Source organism: Roseivirga spongicola, from assembly GCF_001592965.1.
Lineage (GTDB): Bacteria > Bacteroidota > Bacteroidia > Cytophagales > Cyclobacteriaceae > Roseivirga > Roseivirga spongicola.
In genome coordinates this window covers 1,468,468-1,488,195 of the sequence record NZ_LRPC01000001.1, presented here as the reverse complement: position 1 = coordinate 1,488,195, position 19,728 = coordinate 1,468,468, and the positions used below count along the sequence as shown (strand labels likewise).

Annotated in this window: 17 protein-coding genes; 8 read left to right on the top strand and 9 right to left on the bottom strand. The window is 40.5% G+C overall.

The window, feature by feature from the left end; all coding sequences use genetic code 11:
• Positions 1 to 63: 63 nt before the first annotated feature.
• The 3 genes from AWW68_RS06510 to AWW68_RS06500 all read left to right on the top strand — a co-directional run bounded on the left by AWW68_RS06510 (position 64) and on the right by AWW68_RS06500 (position 4,097).
• Positions 64 to 1,359 carry a tetratricopeptide repeat protein gene (locus AWW68_RS06510; RefSeq protein WP_068218141.1) on the top strand — a complete coding sequence of 432 codons (1,296 nt, stop codon included), beginning with the start codon at positions 64 to 66 and terminating at the stop codon, positions 1,357 to 1,359.
• Complete coding sequence (locus AWW68_RS06505) at positions 1,360 to 1,752, top strand: hypothetical protein (RefSeq protein WP_068218138.1); 393 nt, start codon at positions 1,360 to 1,362, stop codon at positions 1,750 to 1,752.
• 83 nt (positions 1,753 to 1,835) lie between these two features.
• Positions 1,836 to 4,097 carry a TonB-dependent receptor gene (locus tag AWW68_RS06500; RefSeq protein ID WP_068218135.1) on the top strand — a complete coding sequence of 754 codons (2,262 nt, stop codon included), beginning with the start codon at positions 1,836 to 1,838 and terminating at the stop codon, positions 4,095 to 4,097.
• Positions 4,098 to 4,505: 408 nt separating this feature from the next.
• Here the strand turns inward: AWW68_RS06500 and AWW68_RS06495 are convergent, their stop codons facing one another.
• Genes AWW68_RS06495 through lpdA form a run of 3 tightly spaced genes read right to left on the bottom strand, consistent with a single transcriptional unit; the run spans position 4,506 to position 7,281 of the window.
• Positions 4,506 to 5,327 (bottom strand): anti-sigma factor, encoded by an 822-nt coding sequence (locus AWW68_RS06495; RefSeq protein WP_157717547.1) that lies wholly within the window; start codon positions 5,325 to 5,327, stop codon positions 4,506 to 4,508.
• 2 nt (positions 5,328 to 5,329) lie between these two features.
• The gene (locus AWW68_RS06490; protein ID WP_068218128.1) at positions 5,330 to 5,857 is read right to left on the bottom strand and encodes an RNA polymerase sigma factor; all 528 of its coding nucleotides are present in this window, start codon (positions 5,855 to 5,857) and stop codon (positions 5,330 to 5,332) included.
• 29 nt (positions 5,858 to 5,886) lie between these two features.
• Positions 5,887 to 7,281, bottom strand: a complete 1,395-nt coding sequence (lpdA, locus tag AWW68_RS06485) for a dihydrolipoyl dehydrogenase (RefSeq protein ID WP_068218115.1) — start codon at positions 7,279 to 7,281, stop codon at positions 5,887 to 5,889.
• Positions 7,282 to 7,433: 152 nt separating this feature from the next.
• On the opposite strand from lpdA, the gene fabG reads away from it, so the two are divergent.
• The 4 genes from fabG to AWW68_RS19910 all read left to right on the top strand — a co-directional run bounded on the left by fabG (position 7,434) and on the right by AWW68_RS19910 (position 11,707).
• Positions 7,434 to 8,180: a 3-oxoacyl-[acyl-carrier-protein] reductase gene (fabG, locus tag AWW68_RS06480; RefSeq protein WP_068218112.1), complete on the top strand. Its 747-nt coding sequence runs from the start codon at positions 7,434 to 7,436 to the stop codon at positions 8,178 to 8,180.
• Positions 8,181 to 8,286: 106 nt separating this feature from the next.
• A complete protein-coding gene (locus tag AWW68_RS06475; protein ID WP_157717546.1) occupies positions 8,287 to 10,374 on the top strand; it encodes a vWA domain-containing protein in 2,088 nt (695 codons plus the stop codon).
• A gap of 110 nt (positions 10,375 to 10,484) precedes the next feature.
• Entirely contained in the window at positions 10,485 to 11,237 is a 753-nt protein-coding gene (locus tag AWW68_RS06470) for a tetratricopeptide repeat protein (RefSeq protein WP_068218106.1), read from the top strand.
• A 35-nt stretch (positions 11,238 to 11,272) separates the two neighbouring features.
• Positions 11,273 to 11,707, top strand: a complete 435-nt coding sequence (locus AWW68_RS19910; protein WP_084375612.1) for a DoxX family protein — start codon at positions 11,273 to 11,275, stop codon at positions 11,705 to 11,707.
• Here the strand turns inward: AWW68_RS19910 and AWW68_RS06465 are convergent.
• Together AWW68_RS06465 and AWW68_RS06460 are read right to left on the bottom strand one after the other, a co-directional pair.
• Positions 11,637 to 12,374 carry a DUF6090 family protein gene (locus AWW68_RS06465; RefSeq protein ID WP_068218103.1) on the bottom strand — a complete coding sequence of 246 codons (738 nt, stop codon included), beginning with the start codon at positions 12,372 to 12,374 and terminating at the stop codon, positions 11,637 to 11,639. The two genes, AWW68_RS19910 and AWW68_RS06465, sit on opposite strands and share 71 nt — an antisense overlap.
• Before the next feature lie 130 nt (positions 12,375 to 12,504).
• Positions 12,505 to 12,957, bottom strand: coding sequence for an Lrp/AsnC family transcriptional regulator (locus AWW68_RS06460; RefSeq protein ID WP_068218100.1), 453 nt, complete (start codon positions 12,955 to 12,957; stop codon positions 12,505 to 12,507).
• A gap of 139 nt (positions 12,958 to 13,096) precedes the next feature.
• Here AWW68_RS06460 and AWW68_RS06455 point away from each other — a divergent pair, with 139 nt between their 5' ends.
• Positions 13,097 to 14,353 carry a cystathionine gamma-synthase family protein gene (locus tag AWW68_RS06455; protein ID WP_068218097.1) on the top strand — a complete coding sequence of 419 codons (1,257 nt, stop codon included), beginning with the start codon at positions 13,097 to 13,099 and terminating at the stop codon, positions 14,351 to 14,353.
• A 652-nt stretch (positions 14,354 to 15,005) separates the two neighbouring features.
• Here AWW68_RS06455 and AWW68_RS06445 read toward each other — a convergent pair.
• From AWW68_RS06445 to AWW68_RS06430, 4 genes are all read right to left on the bottom strand, one after another.
• Positions 15,006 to 15,848: a DUF3800 domain-containing protein gene (locus tag AWW68_RS06445; protein ID WP_068218090.1), complete on the bottom strand. Its 843-nt coding sequence runs from the start codon at positions 15,846 to 15,848 to the stop codon at positions 15,006 to 15,008.
• Between the two features lie 159 nt (positions 15,849 to 16,007).
• Positions 16,008 to 17,435, bottom strand: a complete 1,428-nt coding sequence (locus AWW68_RS06440; protein ID WP_068218088.1) for a restriction endonuclease subunit S — start codon at positions 17,433 to 17,435, stop codon at positions 16,008 to 16,010.
• The gene (locus tag AWW68_RS06435) at positions 17,435 to 18,895 is read right to left on the bottom strand and encodes a class I SAM-dependent DNA methyltransferase (protein WP_068218085.1); all 1,461 of its coding nucleotides are present in this window, start codon (positions 18,893 to 18,895) and stop codon (positions 17,435 to 17,437) included. Before AWW68_RS06435 ends, AWW68_RS06440 begins: the two co-directional genes overlap by 1 nt.
• On the bottom strand, positions 18,892 to 19,716 hold the full coding sequence (locus tag AWW68_RS06430; RefSeq protein ID WP_068218082.1) for an ORF6N domain-containing protein: 825 nt from the start codon (positions 19,714 to 19,716) through the stop codon (positions 18,892 to 18,894). The genes AWW68_RS06435 and AWW68_RS06430 overlap by 4 nt, the downstream gene beginning before the upstream one ends.
• Positions 19,717 to 19,728: the final 12 nt, after the last annotated feature.

The window sequence follows — 19,728 nt, the reverse complement described above, 5'->3', positions numbered from 1 at the left end:
AAATATGCTGTGCTTGCCCTTTAGGTAAGCACAGCCATTTTCTTTGACCCAACCCACTGAATTATGAAAAATATAATCCTTACCCTCCTCTTTCTTGGTGTTATTTCTTGCCAAGAACACAACAATCAGACACCTGTAGCCTCTACTCAAGACTATGAGGCATTAATGGCCAAAGCTGCCGAGCCACAGCAGAATCTGACCCAATCAGACATAGAGTTTTGGCAAAACAAGCTCAAAAACGAACCTCAAAATATTACCTACCTCTCTAAACTAGCCTCCCTTTACAGCAGTCAGTTTCGAGTTGATGGTAACATCGACCATATTTACAAGGCAGACAGCATTTTTGAGTTAGTGGCCGAAAGAAATCCATTCTCTAATGCCGCAACCTTTCAGGCGCTGGGAGTAAACGCCATTACCAAACACGAATTTCAAAAAGCTAGGGAATATGCGAAGTCAGCACTTAGCGAGGGCGACCAGCAGGGTGCCTCTTACAACCTTCTGTTCGATGCCTCCATGGAAGTTGGAGATTATGCTACTGCTGAAGGTATACTAAATAGATACGAGCAGAAAAATAGCTTTCAATACTTAATTAGAGCTTCAAAAATGGCCGACCATAAAGGCGACTTAGATTTGGCCATTCACTTAATGGAGAAAGCGCATGAAAGAGTTAAGGGGAACGAGAACCTTTACCTATGGTCTAAATCGAACCTTGGCGATATGTATGGGCATGCAGGAAGAATTACCGATTCTTATAATGCCTATTTAGATGTGCTCAATAAAAATGTTCAGCATTGGCATTCATGGCAAGGCCTGGCTTGGATAGCTTATGCTAAAGATGGTAATGTTAGCGAGGCAAGAAGAATTCTAAAGTTTGTGGATCAGCACCACTTCGACCCTCAATTGAAGTTAAGCTTGGCAGAACTAGCCGATTTTGAAGGCAATGCTGAAGAAGCCCAAAACCTAAAAGAGGAGTATCATCAGATTGTATCTGATCAGAAATATCTTGCCATGTACAACAAGTACTTAATACTTTTGGAGGCAGAAGATTTGAACTACCCAGAAGTGGCTTTAGCTAGAGCGGAAAGAGAAAAAAATTATAGACCCACGCCCGATATGTTTGACCTATTGGCTTGGAGTCACCTAAAGAATGGCGATAAGCAAAAAGCGCTTGAAATTGCCCAAACTCAAGTTGAAGGAAAAACCAGTGAACCAGATGTGATTTTTCACTTAGGCATGATTTACCTAGAAAACGGTGAGTCTAAAAAAGCAAAGACCTATTTAAACGAAGCTCTTGAAGCCTCTTACGAATTAGGTCCAATTACTACTCAAGCAGTTCAAACAGCTTTAAGTTCGCTTTAAGTGAAACAGTTGGTATCAGGTACTTTGTTGGTTTTATTTAGTGCACTTATTTTCGGATATGCAGGCGCTTCTTTAACCCACAAAGTACTTCACCTCTATCAAAACTCTCTTCACCACCATCACCATGGACATAGCCATGATCATAGTGATGAGGACACTGGTAATCAGCACGATGTTGATGACCATAGCAAAGCGCTAAAAAACCTCAACCAGAAAGAACAAGACAATACCAAGCAATCAGCCGACTTCATCAGCTTTTTTGCTGTAGATATCATTCATGAATATATTCTAGATGAACCTTCTGAGGAAAAGGCAGAAAAAGCAACTAGCTTTTACGTAAACCTTTATAAGGCAAGAGACCTCAGTACCTCCACCCCTCCTCCGAGTTTATAGTGTATCATATCAGCTTTACACTCAAGAGCCATTAGCCCTTAAGGCTATCTATTGCTCAATTTTTAACACCAAAATACACTCTGATGAAATCAGTAAGAATATTATTATGCCTGATCTTTTTGGCATCAGGCACACTTGGCTATGCACAAACCAATATGGTTCAAGGCACAGTACTCAATGCAGAAACCAACGAAACACTCCCTGGAAGTAACGTTTATATTAAAGAATTAGAAATTGGAACTTCAGCCAATGCACTAGGTTCTTTTAGGTTTGAAGAACTTAATTCTGGCACCTACACAATGGAAGTTAGCTTTGTAGGTTTTGCCAAAAGGTCTGTACAAGTTCAGGTTCAATCGGGAACCAATCAGAAACTGCAGATAGCCCTTCAGCCCTCTTCCATCCAGATGGAAGATGTGGTGGTTACACAGAACTTAGATCAGAATTCCAATACCATATCGGCTGTAGACATTCAGTTCAGACCAATTAACACATCTCAAGATGTACTGAAAATTGTACCCGGCCTCTTCATTGCTCAACACGCTGGTGGAGGAAAAGCCGAACAGATTTTCTTACGTGGATTCGATATTGACCACGGAACAGACATAGAGCTCAATGTAGATGGAATGCCTGTGAATATGGTTTCGCATGCTCACGGCCAAGGCTATTCAGACTTACACTTTGTAATTCCTGAAACCATTGAGCAAGTAGACTTTGACAAGGGACCATACTATGCCAAGCAAGGTAATTTCAACACTGCTGGCTATGCCAACTTTTTTACCAAAAGAAGGCTAAGCGAGAGTATGTTTAAGGTTGAAGGTGGGCAGTTTGGCACCTTCAGAACTGTGGGTCTATTCAACTTATTAAAAGCACAGAAAACTGAAGACCCAAGCCTTTATTTAGCAACCGAATTCTTCAGAACAGATGGATACTTCGAGAGCCCACAATACTTCAACAGGTTTAACAGTCTTTTGAAATACCATCAAAAACTGAACGACACACAAACTCTTGAGCTTTCATTCTCTGGTTTTACTAGTAGTTGGGATGCTTCTGGCCAAATTCCACAACGAGCTGTAGACAACGGAACCATCACCCGTTTTGGTGCCATAGATGATACTGAAGGTGGTGAAACCAGCAGAATTAATTTAAACTCAAAGCTTACCACAGAACTCAGCAACGGAGGTTACTTTGAAAACCAAGTATATTTTAGTCAATACAACTTTAACCTAGTTTCTAACTTCACATTCTTCTTGAATGACCCAGTAAACGGAGACCAAATAACCCAGTCTGAGAATAGACAAATCTTTGGATCTAAGAATAGTTATTGGGTTGAAAACATGCTTTTTGGACTACCAGCAAGTACCGAAGTAGGAATAGGTTTCCGCTATGACAAGAACAATGATGTTCGTCTTTCGAGAACATTGCAGAGAAGTGAAGTACTATCTGATTTAGCCTTTGGCAATGTTCAGGAAGCCAATATTTTTGCTTTTGCTGAAGAGCAAGTTGATTTAACGAAAAAGCTATCGCTAATAGCTGGCTTAAGGTTCGATCAGTTCACCTTTGATTACAGGGACAAGCTGAGCAATACTTACGACCGTGAATCTGTAAATAAAAGCACTGTAAGTCCTAAGCTTCAGATTGGTTACCAAGCGAACAGCAACCTAAATCTATACATGAAATCGGGCATCGGATTTCATAGCAATGACACGCGTGTAGTCGTAGCTCAGCAAGGCCAAGAGATCTTACCTCAAGCATACGGAATTGATGTTGGAGCTATATGGAAGCCAACAGAAAACCTCTTGATTAACGCTGCTTTGTGGAGGCTAGACTTAGACCAAGAGTTTGTTTATGTAGGCGATGAAGGAATTGTTGAGCCTTCTGGAAAAACGCAAAGACAAGGAATAGACCTAACCGTTCGCTACCAAATAACCGATTGGTTATACTTCAATTCTGACGTTAACTTTACTGATCCGAAAGCACTCAATACAGCGGAAGGAGAAGACTACATTCCTCTTGCGCCTACCTTTACAAGCATTGGAGGATTCAACTTCAATTTTGACAGTGGTTTTAGTGGCAGCTTACGCTACAGATACTTAGACGATAGAGCGGCAAACGAAGACAACAGCTTAACGGCAGAAGGTTATTTCTTGCTAGATGCCACCTTAGGCTATGAGATTGGCAGATTTCAGTTAGGCCTTAGTGTAGAGAACATTACAGATACTGAGTGGAATGAGGCACAGTTTGAAACAGAATCTAGACTGAGAAATGAAGTAAATCCTACTTCTGAAATCCACTTTACGCCTGGTACTCCTTTCCAAGCAAGACTTTCTCTAGCAGTTAAGTTCTAATACCTTTTAATATGGGTTGGAATGAAAAACAATGCCAACCCATATTTTTTTATCTCTACTAGATCCAAAGGTGAATATAAGTTCGTAAGTCTAACCATAGATTCCTTTTCACCTAAAATGGAATCACTACTCACCAAACTAATGCACTCAAAATATTAAGTGACTATTGTCGCTTTAGAAATACAATCAAGTCCCAATTCTACTTTGGTTGAGGTGTTGGAGCTTACCAGATGGGTAAGCTCCTATTTTTTTGACCAAGCATAGCCCTTCTTAACAGACCGATATCTAGCCGCAAGTAAAAGCAAGGCACAACGGAAAAACACTTGTGAACCTCTCTCGGCAAAGGAGAAACATTCTTAGCTAAACATTGAGCAAAGCTCCTATTCAAATACGTAAGTGAGAAAATAATTAGACGGTACCGAGCACTTGCATAGACTCTAGCGTTGGGTTTTCGCTACCTCCTTTAGGCTCAATGGTTACTGCAAAAGCTGCAGAATTAGACATGTTCTTCATTCTTACCAGACCTTCAGCATTCCAATCGAATACACCAGCATCTACAGGCTTTCCATCTACAATGGCCCATAGTTGATACTGCTGATCTTCAGATAGTTCTTTTAGGTTTCTGATATCCAAGTAGAGTTCTTGGCTTAATTGATTCCAGTAAACGCTGGCAAATGCATCTTTGGCATTATCTGTTCCTGGCATTTCAATTCTTCGGAAGTCAGGGTTAGTAAGTACAAGTAAGTCGCTTTCAATATCTCCAAGCTCTTGCCTTACCCTATTATATTGCTCAGCCATTTGCTCATTATTAGAAAGCAATTCAGCATAAGCCTTATTAGTATTTTTCCACTTGGCTCTATAGTCTACAGCTAAATATCCGCAAACAAGCGTAAGGGTTAGTGATGCAGCTACAGCGTACTTCAACACTGGAGAAGGCTGCATTTGAACCACTTTTGGTTCCTCTTTAGGGCTAGCCTGAGGTTGTGGCTTAACCACAGGTTTTTCCTCTTCTTCTATTAAGTCTAAGATAGAAGACTTTAAATCCCTTTTTGGAGTTTGAGCCGTAGCCATAGCCATATCTTCAAAGGCCAACTCAATATTATTGAGCTCATCTTTGATCTCTGGGTACTTGGCCATCATAGCCTCAACCTCCATTATCTCTTCAGACGAAAGAGCACCGAGGGCGTATTCCTCAAGTATTCCGGACGATATGTATTCTTCAATATTCACGGCTATGCCACTCTTTTTCTCATATGGTTAAGTGCCGAACGTAGCCTGGACTTGACTGTACCCAAAGGTATATCATATTCTTCGGCTATTTCGGCATGAGTAAACCCTTCGAAATATATCTTTTGGAGTATAAACTTCTGATCCTCAACCAAACTATCCATTAGTGTTTTCACACCAATCGCATCAGTACTCATTTCAGTACTATTCTCGCGATCGAAAGTATATACGTAGTCATCAATCGAGTCGGTTTTAGAAGACCTAGAAATTTCCTTAGACCTTAACTTATCGATTGCTGCGTTTCGGGTGAGGTTCATCATCCATGTGAAGAACCTCCCCTTAGACGCATCATATTTGTCTATCTTATTCCAGATTTTAACGAAGACGTCTTGCAGCACTTCGTCTGTAATGTCATCGTTCTTAATTATTCTAGAAGCCACGCCATACAAAGCAGCATTGTACTTATCGTACAAATAGGAAAGAGCACTTTTATCTCGGTTTCTCAACCGCAGTACTAATTCGCTTTCTTCTATATGTGTTGGCGTTGGTGAGATAAAAATTCTTATAAATGTATCACTTCATCATATGCTGCTGCAGCTGCTTCCATTACAGCCTCAGACATAGTTGGGTGAGGGTGAACCGTTTTAATGATTTCATGACCAGTAGTTTCTAGCTTTCTAGCTGCTACTACCTCAGCAATCATTTCAGTTACGTTGGCACCAATCATGTGTGCGCCAAGCCACTCACCGTATTTGGCATCGAAAATTACTTTTACGAAACCATCGCTAGCTCCACCAGCCTTAGCTTTTCCTGAAGCAGAGAATGGGAATTTACCCACTTTGATTTCATAACCTGCATCCTTGGCCGCTTGTTCAGTCATACCTACAGAAGCTATTTCTGGTTGGCAATAAGTACAACCAGGAATGTTACCGTAATCTAATGGCTCAACATTCTGACCTGCAATTTTCTCTACACAAATAATTCCTTCGGCAGAAGCTACGTGAGCTAAAGCAGGACCATGAACAATATCACCAATAGCGTAAATGCCTGGGATGTTAGTTTTGTAGTAGTCGTCTACAATTACTTTACCCTTATCGGTGGCTACGCCAACATCTTCTAAGCCAATTCCTTCAAGATTGGTAGAAACTCCAACAGCAGATAGTACTACATCGCACTCTAGCGTTTCTTCACCTTTCTTAGTTTTTACAGAAACCTTACAAGTTTTTCCTTTAGTGTCTACAGAAGTAACTTCTGAGTTGGTCATTATTTTCATTCCAGCTTTCTTGTAGGTTCTTTCTAATTGCTTAGAAACCTCCTGATCTTCTACTGGAACAATTCTGTCCATATATTCAACAATGGTTACTTCAGTACCAATTGAGTTGTAGAAGTAAGCGAACTCTACACCAATAGCACCAGAACCAACCACTACCATAGACTTAGGCTGCTTTTCTAGCACCATTGCCTGACGGTAGCCAATAATTTTCTCTCCATCGATTGGCAAGTTTGGCAACTCTCTTGAGCGACCACCTGTAGCCACAATAATGTGCTCAGCAGAATAGTCTGTAGTTGAACCGTCTTCAGCCTTCACCTCTACCTTCTTACCTGCTTTAAGCTTCGCGAAGCCAGAAATATGATCGATTTTATTTTTCTTGAACAAGAACTGAATACCCTTGCTCATGCCTTGGGCAACGTCTCTACTTCTTTTTACCATGGCACCGAAATCGGCTGAAGCCTTATCTACTTTCACACCATAGTCAGCAGCATGCTGAATATATTCAAATACTTGAGCACTTTTTAATAGGGCTTTGGTTGGAATACAGCCCCAGTTAAGGCAAATTCCACCTAGCTCAGCTTTTTCAACCACACCTACCTTCATACCGAGTTGAGAGGCTCTGATTGCCGCTACGTAACCACCCGGACCACTACCAATTACAATTAAGTCGTATTTAGTTGCCATATTTTTACTTTACCTGTTTTTGGGAGAGGCAAAGTTAAGCCAAATACCATCACATCAAAACACGGAAATTGGAGGAGTTGTGGGTTTTGGTTTTATTTGAAAGTTGAAAGCCAACAGGGCTCAAAATCGACCATAAAGATAAATAACTGAATATGGGTTTATTAACCGGAAAAACAGCGCTCGTTACTGGAGCATCTAAAGGAATTGGAAAGGCCATTGCCACCAAGTTTGCTCAAGAGGGAGCCAATGTGGCATTCACTTACCTCTCTAGTGTAGAGAAAGGTGAAGCGCTTGAAAAAGAACTAGCAGAGTTCGGCACAAAAATTAAAGGCTACCGCTCTAATGCTGCTGAGTTTGCTGCGGCAGAAGAATTGGTAAACGGAATTGTTGCTGACTTTGGAAGCTTAGATGTAATTGTAAATAATGCTGGTATCACTCGCGACAATCTCTTAATGAGAATGACCGAAGAGATGTGGGATGAGGTAATGAACGTAAACCTAAAATCTTGCTTCAACACTGTTAAAGCGGCTACCAGAACCATGATGAAGCAAAGAGCTGGCTCAATCATTAACATTACTTCTGTAGTGGGTATTAAGGGAAATGCTGGCCAGGCTAACTATGCCGCTTCTAAAGCAGGTATCATTGGCTTCACAAAATCTGTGGCTTTAGAACTTGGTTCTAGAGGTGTAAGATCTAATGCTGTAGCTCCTGGTTTTATTGAAACTGAAATGACTGATGCATTGGACGAAAAGACCGTTCAAGGATGGAGAGATGCTATTCCTTTGAAGAGAGGTGGCGCTCCTGAAGATGTAGCTAATGCATGTGTTTACTTGGCTTCAGACATGTCTTCTTACGTAACTGGCCAAACCATAGTGGTAGATGGCGGAATGCTGACCTAAGCACCGCTCATCAAAACATTGAAATTTTAACTATCGGTTGATGACCAAGTTTCGTAGTAATGCGTTAATATGGCATCAACCGATTTTCATTTCAGATTGATAGCCATTGCGTAGCTTACCTGCCTTACTTACGAAAATCACACTTCAAACAGACTTTTCACTTTGGTTTCTACCATTGTGTTTGGTGGTAGGTATTGGATACGCACTAATTCTTTACTCCAAAAAAACACCTTGGAGCAAGGGAGTAAACAGGCTTTTGTTCTCCTTCAGGGCTATAACCGTTTCTCTGCTTTGCTTTTTATTACTGGGGCCACTGATTAACCAAATCAGTTTCTTTGAAGAAAAACCGATTGTGGTTTTGGCTGTAGACGATTCCGCATCTATAAAAGATGCTTACGATAGCGTTCAGTTTCAGCAAGTAAGAGAGTCAATCAATCAGCTTCAGGCTCAGCTAAAAGATGAAGATTACGACTTAAAGATTAGAGGGCTCGACCAGTATTATGATGATTTCGATGAAATCACTTTTCAATCTCAATCTACTGACCTACACAAGATACTAAAAGGCATTCGCCAAGATTTTGAGCAGCAAAATTTAGCAGCTACTATTCTTGCCAGTGACGGTATCCATAACTACGGCAGCTCTCCGCAATTCCTTACTTTAAATTACCCCGTCTACAGCTTGGCAATGGGCGATACTATTCCAGCACAAGATTTGAGCATCACAAAAATTAACTACAACAAGATTGTTTACCAAGGAAACCAATTTCCGTTGGTAGTAGACATTTTTAACAATGGCTATGTGGGAGAAGAGGTTTTTATAGATGTGCTGAAGAGTGGCTCTGTGCTAAAAACCCAATCTATTACACTAGATGCCGACCAAGAGATTAACAGTTTTGAGTTTATTCTAGATGCTGAACTCATAGGAATAGACAGCTATCAGGTAAATATTAGGCCGAAGGCTGGTGAAAGCTCTACCAACAATAATGCGAGAACAGCCTTCATTGAAGTGGTGGATAGCAAACAGAAAATTTTGATTGCCGCCTCCTCTCCTCACCCTGATGTAAAAGCTTTAAGATCTGTGATTGAATCGAAGGAAGGCGTTGAAGTCTCAACCTTTTTAAGTGGCATTACCGAAGACATTCCAGAAGGGCCGTTTGACCTGATTGTATTACATCAACTCCCGCAGCTAACAGACCTACCTAGTTGGTTGAATGCCGCGGTTGAAAACTCTAATACTTGGTTTATAACGGGTGTAAATGACCTCAATAACATCAACAGGCTGAATCCTGTAATAGCTTACAACAATTTTGGGCAATCCGATGCAGTAAGCATGAATGTAAACCCAAACTTTGAACTCTTCCAGATTGATGAGGACTTAAAATTTAGAGCTGCCAACTACCCACCAATACCAGCGCCTTATGGCAACTTCGAAATAAAAAATAACGCAAGTATTTATCTCTACCAGAAGATAGGGAGCGCTGAAACTAGCCGACCGTTATTGACTATCTACAATGGTGACGACAAAAAGTCTGCAGTATTTTCTGGTTCAGGCTTTTGGAAGTGGAGGCTCCAAGAAAGTGGTCAATACGATGAACCTGAGCTTTTCGATGAGCTTTTCGGCAAACTTATTCAGTACCTAGCTACTAAAGATGATAAGCGAAACTTCAGAGTTAATACTACGGATGAAAGTTACTTCGACACAGAATCAGTTGAGTTCATAACAGAGGTGTACAACGAACTTTATGAGAAAGTTTATGACTACAACATAGACATGAATATCACTAATAGTGAAGGCGAGGTAGAAGAGTATAATTATGTGAACTCTCCTACTGAAAATTTCAAAATCAGAGGCTTAGCACCTGGCGTATATAACTACACCGCTTCAACTAGTTTAGCAGGAAAAAGAGAAACCGCTGAAGGTAGCTTCTCTGTGGAAAAACTAGCTTTAGAAGACATTAACTTAACAGCCAACCATCAGCTCCTTCGTAACATCTCCAATAACTCAGGCGGAGAATTCTTTCTATTAGAAAACTACAGCAATGCACTAGAAAGAGTTAAAGCACTCAACCCTCGACCTATCACTAGGTCTAATGAAACGCTAAGTTCAATTATTGAAAACCCCATTTGGCTAATTGTTCTAATTGCCTTGCTATCAGCCGAATGGTTCCTCAGAAAATATAACGGGAGCTATTAAAAAAATCACCTAAAGCACTTGCTTACTAAACTAATTAATTAGTTTATTTGTGTATGCACACTAAGGTCATATCTCTATTATTTCTTTTCCTGGCCATTTGCTCTTGCGATATGTCCGCAACCCGCGAAGAAGCTGATGAATTCTTAAAGCAAGGCGAATACGAGGCCGCTGTAGCCACTTACGACCGAGTGATTAAGCTTGAACCAGATGACATTTACTCCCTATTTAATAGAGCAACTGCCAAAGAAAAACTAGAACTATGGGACGAGGCCTATGATGATTACGACCGACTAGTAAAGCTTAGGCAAAATGTAAAACTGGCTATGTTAGGCAGGTCTAGATGCCTCTTTGCTCAAGAGAAATACGAGTATGTGGTACTAGACATGAATACACTCCTTACAGGAGACCCAAAAAATATTGAGGCACTTGACTTACGCGGTAGAGCATACACCAAGATGGGCGAAAACAACAAGGCTGTAGACGACCTTACCATTGTAATTGACAAGGAACCTAATAATGTACAAGCCTTAATAAGCCGAGGGGCTGCTTATGCTAGAGGCAGAGCTGGTTCTTGGGCCATTCAGGATTTCGATAGAGCATTGAAAATAGAACCGAACCTTCCTGTTGCTCACTTCAACAAAGGAATGGTCTTTTTCCTTTACAGCAACTTTACCGAGGCGGCAGAAACATTCGACAAAGCAATTGAATTAGACCCTGAATATGCAGAAGCCTACACCAGAAGAGGTATGTCTAAATTCGAGTCTAAATGGCATAGCCTAGAAGATGGTTGTTCAGACTTTAAAAAAGCAGAAGACCTAGGCGATGAATTAGCTGCCGCATATGTAAAAAAATATTGCAAATAGCCGATTACCTCGTTATCTATGGTAAACGCTTAGCTATGATCAAAAAATTTCTGAGACACGGAAAGTACCCTACGAATGTTAATCTCGGCCTATTGATTTTTAGAATAGGTATTTCTGCCATGATGATAACACATGGCTGGGGCAAGTTTCAGAAAGTTCTCAATGGAGACTTCAGCTTTGGAGACCCGCTGGGCATTGGTGTGGAAGCATCTTTGATTTTAGCCGCTTTTGCAGAGTTTATCTGCTCATGCTTACTCATCTTGGGTCTCACAACACGTTTTGCGGCAATACCATTAATAGTAACTATGCTTGTTGCTTGGCAAATTGCCCATGGAGACGACCCATTCTCTAGCCAAGAGAAGTCTGTGTTTTACTTACTTTCTTATGTTTTCATTCTGATCACTGGCCCTGGGAAGTACTCTCTCGACCATAAACTGTTTGGGAAGAAGGGAGTTCGGAGTCTATCATAGCAATAGTCTCTCTTATTTCTTCCAATACACTTTCTACAATCACTGCTGTACTGGCCTTATAAGAAAGACCAAATTGCACCAAATGCTTAAACTGATCTGACTTGATCTGTTTGGCCAATTCTCGCTTCACACTGTTATCGGATTGGCTATACCTCAAGCCTATAGCAAAGGGAAAGTTTTCTTCTACAAAGGGAATCAGCTTCTGTCGTACATGTTCAGCGTCAATCAGCGTCCAAGTAGTAACCAATTCAAAGCTACTTTCATACAGTCCTACTAGGCGATTGGCCAAAGAGTCGTTTTCAATTATACCTATTCTACCAGAGCTTTTCATTTGCTGATAAGTGATATCATTAGTATTGAAAGGCACATAATTGAGCAATGAAATGGAGTAATTAGCTAAACTATCTATTGGTAACGCATCATCAGACATGAGCAGCTTTTGTGCATTTTCTACTTGCAGTTTTAGCTGTTTCATTCCTTCATGAAGTGCTAGGCTATCTACCTTTAAATTCTGCTTGAAATTGAGAAGCAACTCCGTTTCTTGAGAACTCTCTTGTTTGGATACACGCCACTCGTTTAAAGCGAACGATGCGGAAATACCGAGTATCAGAATAAATATTTCGGCCAAAAAATACCCGAACCTTCTAGGCTTTTGCTCTCTTCTCATGGTTACTGCTATTGACTAAAGCTAGCAATAATTGAAACTAGAAGCTAGAGGCTTTGAAGCGGGAAGCTGGAAGCTGGGAGCTGGGAGCGGTAAGTTAAACTTCAATCTGAAAAATGGAATTCGAACTTACTTAAAATGGCAGTCCAGCCGAACGCTTGATTTCAGACATTACAAAAGAGCTCTGCACGTTGCCGATATTGTCTAGCTCAGAAAGCTTTTGAGACACAAACATTCTGTAAGTCTCCATATCCTTCACCATTACCTTTAATAGGTAATCGAATTGACCACCAATATGGTAACACTCCAACACCTCTTCCAAAGCCATTACATCTCGCTCAAATTGCTCTATAAACTCCTTCTGATGATCTTTCAGCGAAACACTACAAAATACGTGCAATGCCAAACCTACCTTTTGAGGGTTCACTACTGCCGAATAATGCGAAATGTATCCTTCCCTTTCAAGCTTTTTAATCCTCTCATGTACGGGAGTAATAGTTAAGCCCAATTGAGCCGCTAACTCTTTATTAGTAAGCTTCGCATTTTCTTGAAGAGCCCTTAAAAGCGCCTTGTCTGTTTTGTCCATTAGATAAAATTTCTGGGAGACACTCAGAAAGTATCTCAAAATAGATATTTATACTACTAATCTATATCAAAGCAGTTTCATTTACCAATCTATTGACTAATAATAGACTCCTAGTCTAACTTGAGTAAATTTTACAGAAATGGACGAGAAAAAGAATTTCATGCAACCGGAGAGTCTAATGATGTCTTACGGTTATAAGCCGGAGCTATCGGAAGGAGCAATTAAATGCCCAATTTTTCAGACAAGTACCTTTGTTTTTAAAACTGCCGAAGAGGGTAAAGCATTTTTTGAGGTAGCTTATGGGCTTCGCGAAAAGCAAGAATCCGAAGAGCTTGGCCTCATCTATAGCAGACTCAATAACCCCGATTTGGAAATTCTTGAAAACAGATTAACTCTTTGGGATGGTGCCGAAGACTGCGCTGTTTTTGAAAGTGGAATGTCGGCCATTACCACGGTTCTGATGGAATTCTTAAGCCCGGGTGATGCCCTTCTTTACAGCCAACCTGTTTATGGTGGAACCAGCCATTTCATTGAGCAGATTCTAACTCGTTTCGGTATTCATGTAATTGATTTTGACTCAACCGACACTGCTGAGACTATTCTTCAAAGAGTGGAAGCGGCAGGCCTGATGGATAAAGTAGCGATGATTTATGTAGAAACTCCTGCCAACCCAACCAACGCGCTGATAGACTTGAAGATGTGTAAAAGCCTGGCTGATCAATTCGGTACTGAAGAAAGAAAGACTTTAGTGGCTGTAGACAACACCTACATGGGGCCACTTTGGCAACACCCATTAAGGCATGGAGCAGACCTTATTCTCTATTCCGCTACCAAGTACATTGGTGGCCACAGCGATGTAATTGCCGGAGCTTGTTTAGGTTCCAACGAATTAATGGCCAGAGTTAAAGGCATGAGAACCTTCTTAGGCAACATGGCTGGCCCATGGACAGGCTGGCTTCTTATGCGCAGCTTGGAAACCCTGAAGGCACGCATGAACATTCAGGAGTTTAATGCAGGCAAAGTGGCCGAATTCCTTCAAAATCACCCTAAAGTGGAAAAGGTCTACTATTTAGGAATGATTGAAGACCAAGAGCAAAAGAGAATCTTTGATGAGCAGTGCGAAGGCAATGGAGCTATGGTTTCATTCGATATTAATGGCGGAGAAAAAGAGGCCTTTCAGTTCTTAAACAACCTGAAGTTGATGAAGCTTGCGGTGAGTCTTGGCAGCACCGAATCGTTAGCTGAACACCCTGCTTCTATGACTCACGCGGGCGTGCCTCCTGAAGACAGAGTAAAATACAACATCTCACCAAACTTGGTTCGTTTGTCAATTGGCGTAGAAAACGAGAAAGATATTATCTGGGATATCAATCAGGCTTTAGAAAAAGTTGGGTAGGAGCTGGGAGCTGGGAGCTGGGAGCTGGGAGCTGGGAGCTGGGAGCTGGGAGCTGTTAAGTTGAACTTGATTCAGGAAAGGTGGTTTGTTGTTTTTATTCTTTCTATACTTCTTTCTTTTGTATTAGAACAGTATTTATTTTTAAATTAGAGGATATTAGTCAATTTGGTTGCCTTTTAGATAAAGTGCCAATGTTGACTTTTGATCTATTTGACCTAGGTAATTTAGGATTCGTGGTTATTGTTAAATGTTTAATCAGAATGATCAAATCACTTGTTATGGATATAATAGAAACAATTATTCGCGAAGCAGCCTCCGTGCGAAGACTGGCATATTTGCTTAGTAATGATTGGTCGAAAGTTAACTCGGTACTTCTTTAGGATAGGAGGTGTTGGGGGTTCGAATCCCTCGCTTCGCACCATGCATTAACAGTCACCCGACTGAAAATCGAATATCTCTTTAAAAATATTCCAGAAGATCTTCAAAAAACCAGAGTTAATACGGGTTAATATTTTCTTGACGTGTATTTACGTAAGTTTTAAAGTAATTATAGGGCGGTAGAGATATCAATTTTTGATAAAATACGTATACTTGCACAGACGCTTTTAAATGTTCGAAGATTCACGTGCTACGTGGAAGGCTATTAGAACATCTAGGAGCGTTTCCTTTTTTTGCTACCTCCTATATTCTCAGATTTTTTAGGTACAAAAATCCAATGTCTATATTGATCTGTAAACTTATCCAGTTGATCTTGAAAGGAAGTACTAACCCCAATATTGAAATTGGGCTTAATTGATCTGATATTTTGATTAATATGTTTGTATACTTTCTCTTTAGCTAAAGTGCGCTTTCCTCTTCTTCTCTCGCCATCGGGTTTGTCTAAATGATGATCATTTAGTCTAAAGGCAATTGAACCCAAAACAACATCAACACACTGTAAAATTAAATGCTTTTTAGAGTCCACTTCATAAATCGAATCTTTTTTTATGAAAAGGTTTGAATCTATTAACTCAGGCAGAAACTGAATTCCGTATATGTATTTTTTGAAATCGATATTACTCTTTTTGGTTTGTGGCAGTATATCAAAAAAAAGCTCAAGGTCAATTGGGTAGTCGGAATCTAAATGCGAAAACCCGAAGGCATGCTTAATAAATTGATAATAGAGTAAGTGGTAGGATTTTCTTTTATGATCAGATGTAAGTTCTACTGGAACATTGCGATTATCAGTGAACATGATTCTAACCTTAATTTTACCCTCTCTTATAAGCGAAAAAAAAGCAGAAATGATCTTTTTGTATGATTCAACCCTGTGCGTATTTATATTCGACCATTTCAGCTCAGAATCTTCAAACTCTAGTTCAGAAAGCGTTTGATTCAATCGGTTCTTTACATATTCATAATCCTCTTTAAAAATAAGAGCACCTCCATAGAAGTTTGAATAGTGCCTGTCTTTCTTGACAGACTCATCACAGAATATCAAAAAACCTTTTCTCATTTATTCATCGCTTATATAACGATCTTTATTCTTAAGCTGACCATACGTCCCTAGTCTACTGCTGTTATCATCTTACAGCCAGCGGCAACTCGCTATGCATAATCTATCAGTGCTCTCAATCAGTATGAAGTCTGTTAATACCAATCTTTATTAAGGATACTACTTGTATTCCTCTTTGCCCTCTGCAGCTAAGGGTACTTCCGTTTCTTTTTCCTTGTAGGCTTTAGCTGCTTTTTTAGAACCTGTTTTAATTCCATTTATACGCTCCAACAAAACACTGGCGGGCTCATCATTGGGGTTTTGAGGTACCAGCTCTCCTTTAAAGGCTTTGTTTAAAATGGCTTGGGGTAAAGTGTCTATTTTGGTTTTAAGGCTATTGTATTGCGCTTCTATCTTATCTGCCACGGCAAACAAGCCTTCTACTCGCTTAACGATTTCTTGTTGTTCTTGAATTGTTGGAACCGGAATTTGAAGTGCCTTAATCTCAGAGGTATTGATATTATTTACTCCACTGGTCGATCTTGCAACCTCAACAATCTGAGATCTTAGAAATCCGCTCGATAATGAATAGTTTAAGTATGGAGCTAGAAGTTTTTGATCAGTTCTTAACCGAACAAGATAACCAGCATAGGCCATATCTGCTTCCTTCTCTGAAACTATTGCTGATTGCCCAACTAAAGAAACACTTCCATTAGATCTAATTATCAGTATATCTCCGACTTTTAATCTAAGTTTATTGAATTCTTTTGACTCCAATTCAGAGAACTTCAAATCCTTTAAATCTAAATGACCTTTCTCAGTATCAATATTCGGAATCCTTAAGACGGGAACACCTTCAATATCATAATGAGATTTTTTTGATGTTCCATACTTTATATCCGATAAGCAATCACCTAAGTCCTCTACAGGAAACGGATCCATACTAGTCAGCTTACCAGTAACCGCTTGGGTAAGTACTTGCTGGCGGAAGTTTTTTAGTAGCGCTGGTATGCGGTCTAGCTTGGTTGTGAGCTCATCTAAATGCCCAAAAATCTGATCTAACTTGGCTGCAATACGCTTTTGTTCGGGGAGTGGGGCAAGGGGTATTGAAATTTTGGAATACTCCTTAAATTTCAGGTTGCGTAAGTTATTACTTCCACCTTGGTAATTTACTACCTCACCAGAATAATAGAAAAACTCCAGATAGCTGAATAGGTATTTGCTATGAATCTCTTTATTTGGTCGTATTAACCTTAGAAAGTTGGTAGGTACTTTCGGGTATTCAGAGTTATGAGTAAAAACTTCTTTGTCGATAAATACTACTCTACCTACTGGCTGATCAGGTCCTCCTCCACTTATTTCAAGAAGAATATCGCCCTCTTCAAGTTTTCTTTTTTCAAGGCTATTTGTCTTTATTGCTCTAATCGATGCGCTTTGCCCTTTTTCTGAACTCCATTTTTTTATTTCGCTACCTCTTATACATGCCACTAAAGAATAATCTTCTTCAGAAATTTTTTCAGGGTCCTTACCCCAGTCTCCCCCTATTACGAAAGCGATCAAAGAATCGAGTTCATCAGATTCCCATCCTAATGGTAATTTCTTCTCCATTAACCCAGTAATTCAATAATTCGGTTGAGTTCTTTTTGAATGTCGTTTAGCTCTTCGGCTGCTTCTTTGGCAATATCCAACGGTTCACCCAGATTGGCATTTTTGCTTACGCTTTCATCTTCTATCAGGCCAATATCCAAAGAGTCGTTTTTGGCGGCAATATCTTCTCGACTAAACTGTTGCCAGCGTTCGTCTTTAATGGCTTCGCGCTTGTTATGGTCTATTGCGCCATTGTAGCTTTCTGCTACTTTTTCTGGCTCAATACCACCGGTGTAAGCTTTTATAAAACCATCAAAAGCCTTTCGGGTAAAGAGGGTGCGCTTGCCATAGCTTTCTACATTGGTGCGCATATCGTAAAACCAGATATTTTTGGTGTTACCAGTTTCTTTAGTGCCTCTGTTAAAAAAGAGCACATTGGTTTTTACACCAGCCGCATAGAAAATACCTGTAGGCAAACGCAAAATGGTGTGCAGGTCGCACTTGTCCATCAGGTCTCGCCTTACCCGTTGGCCATCACCATCTTCAAACAACACATTATCGGGCAATACTACGGCTGCTCTGGCTGTTCCCTTTTTGTGCAAAGAGCGGTAAATGTGTTGCAAAAAGTTAAGCTGCTTGTTGCTGCTGGGGAAGGTAAAATCATCGCGTGTGGGTTTTTCGCCTCCCTTCTTGGTGCCAAAAGGAGGGTTGGCCAAAACGCCATCAAAATTTTTAAAGTCTTTGCCCTTGTTGGAAAGGGTATCGTCTAAATAAATGGTGCTTTCCAGTCCGTGCAGCTTGGCATTCATTAAGGCCAGGCGGTGGGCATCTTGCACCAACTCACAACCGCTAAAGGCTTTCTTTTTCTGGAATTCAATTTCCGCAGGGCTTAAATCAAAATAGTCATCGGTTTTGGCCTTTAGGTATTCATTGGCGGCAATCATAAAACCGAACGTGCCCGCTGCTGGGTCATTCCATTTTTCGCCCACTTTTGGCGCCAAAAGCTCCACCATAATATTAATTAATGGTCGGGGCGTAAAGTATTGCCCAGCACCACTTTTCTTTTCGCCCGCATTCTTTTCCAGTAGGTCTTCATAAACATGGGCAATCATGTCTTGCTCCTGGTCATCATACCAATCTATGCCATCAATTTGGGTAATGAGTGTGCGCAGGTTAACTGGCTTGCGCAGTGTGGTAGAAGCATTCTCGTAAATCTCTTTAATACTGGCACTGGTAGATTCTCTACTAATGTTGGCCAATAAATCGCGGTACAAGTCGAATAAAGCCTTATTGTCTTTCTCCTCTTTAAGCTTTTTCCATTGGTATCTTTCAGGAATGTCTCCTTCAAAGTTTTTGATCTCAGAGAGTTTAAGGAAGAGTATAAAAGTAAGTTCGTTAAGGTATTGGTGATAGGTTACGCCATCATCGCGCAACACATTACATAAGTCCCATAATTTTTTCGCTATCTGTTCTGCGCTCATAGGTTGTTGTATTCTTTTAGATGCTGAATAAGTGCATCTATTTTCTTTTCTTCAGATTGATCGATCGCTTCAGCACCCAGTATTTTCTGGCTTTCTAAGTACAGTCGCAATATTCTGACTCTATTTAAAAATTCCAGTTGCTCAGTTTCTGCATTGGCCTTTCGGCTTAGGGCTCTGTCTTTTTCTGCTTCGGCCAGCAATTTGGTAATTCTGGCTGCAATTTCTTCGTTTTCTAGCCCACTCTTTTTCAGTCGTTCCTTTAAGCTGCTGATGGACTCGTTAATAATTTCATGTGCCTCACTACCGATGGTATTGCCCTTGGTGGGGTCAATAACGGTATCCATCATGTCTTGGAAGGTTTGCTCTAGCTTGGGTCCAATGGTTTTAAGAAAGCCAGCAAGCTTCTTACCGCCTTTGGGCATAGCAGATTGGTTTTGCTGAATTTCTTCTTGTGTGGCTATCACCTCGCGCATTTCAACAAACGCCCTAATTACAAAAACTGAAATAGAGTTGGCCAGAGGCGAATGGATAACATTGGCTACTTGTAATGCGCCATGTTCGGTAAAAGCATAGGGCAAGGAGCGTCTGCCGCCCCACTGACTTGAGGTCGCAGATTGCGACTTCAAGTTTTCGAACTCTTCTTTGGTGAGTTGAAAGCGGAAATCATCAGGGAACTTACCAATATTCCGTTTTACCTGTTCATTGAGTCGTTTGGTTTCCACTTTGAAAACACGGGCCAGATCTTCATCGAGTAAAACATGCTGCCCCCTAATGGTTTGAATAGCGGCTTTAGTTTTCGATATGGTGTCTAATTCCTTCAAAGTCTGCTTGTG

What these genes read in the sequence shown, in the direction of transcription:
- AWW68_RS06510 (WP_068218141.1), top strand. Translation starts at nt 64, where the DNA reads ATGAAAAATATAATCCTTACCCTCCTCTTTCTTGGTGTTATTTCTTGC.
- AWW68_RS06500 (WP_068218135.1), top strand. Translation starts at nt 1,836, where the DNA reads ATGAAATCAGTAAGAATATTATTATGCCTGATCTTTTTGGCATCAGGC.
- lpdA (WP_068218115.1), bottom strand. Translation starts at nt 7,281, where the DNA reads ATGGCAACTAAATACGACTTAATTGTAATTGGTAGTGGTCCGGGTGGT.
- fabG (WP_068218112.1), top strand. Translation starts at nt 7,434, where the DNA reads ATGGGTTTATTAACCGGAAAAACAGCGCTCGTTACTGGAGCATCTAAA.
- AWW68_RS06470 (WP_068218106.1), top strand. Translation starts at nt 10,485, where the DNA reads ATGTCCGCAACCCGCGAAGAAGCTGATGAATTCTTAAAGCAAGGCGAA.
- AWW68_RS19910 (WP_084375612.1), top strand. Translation starts at nt 11,273, where the DNA reads ATGATCAAAAAATTTCTGAGACACGGAAAGTACCCTACGAATGTTAAT.
- AWW68_RS06465 (WP_068218103.1), bottom strand. Translation starts at nt 12,374, where the DNA reads ATGAGAAGAGAGCAAAAGCCTAGAAGGTTCGGGTATTTTTTGGCCGAA.
- AWW68_RS06460 (WP_068218100.1), bottom strand. Translation starts at nt 12,957, where the DNA reads ATGGACAAAACAGACAAGGCGCTTTTAAGGGCTCTTCAAGAAAATGCG.
- AWW68_RS06455 (WP_068218097.1), top strand. Translation starts at nt 13,097, where the DNA reads ATGGACGAGAAAAAGAATTTCATGCAACCGGAGAGTCTAATGATGTCT.
- AWW68_RS06445 (WP_068218090.1), bottom strand. Translation starts at nt 15,848, where the DNA reads ATGAGAAAAGGTTTTTTGATATTCTGTGATGAGTCTGTCAAGAAAGAC.
- AWW68_RS06440 (WP_068218088.1), bottom strand. Translation starts at nt 17,435, where the DNA reads ATGGAGAAGAAATTACCATTAGGATGGGAATCTGATGAACTCGATTCT.
- AWW68_RS06435 (WP_068218085.1), bottom strand. Translation starts at nt 18,895, where the DNA reads ATGAGCGCAGAACAGATAGCGAAAAAATTATGGGACTTATGTAATGTG.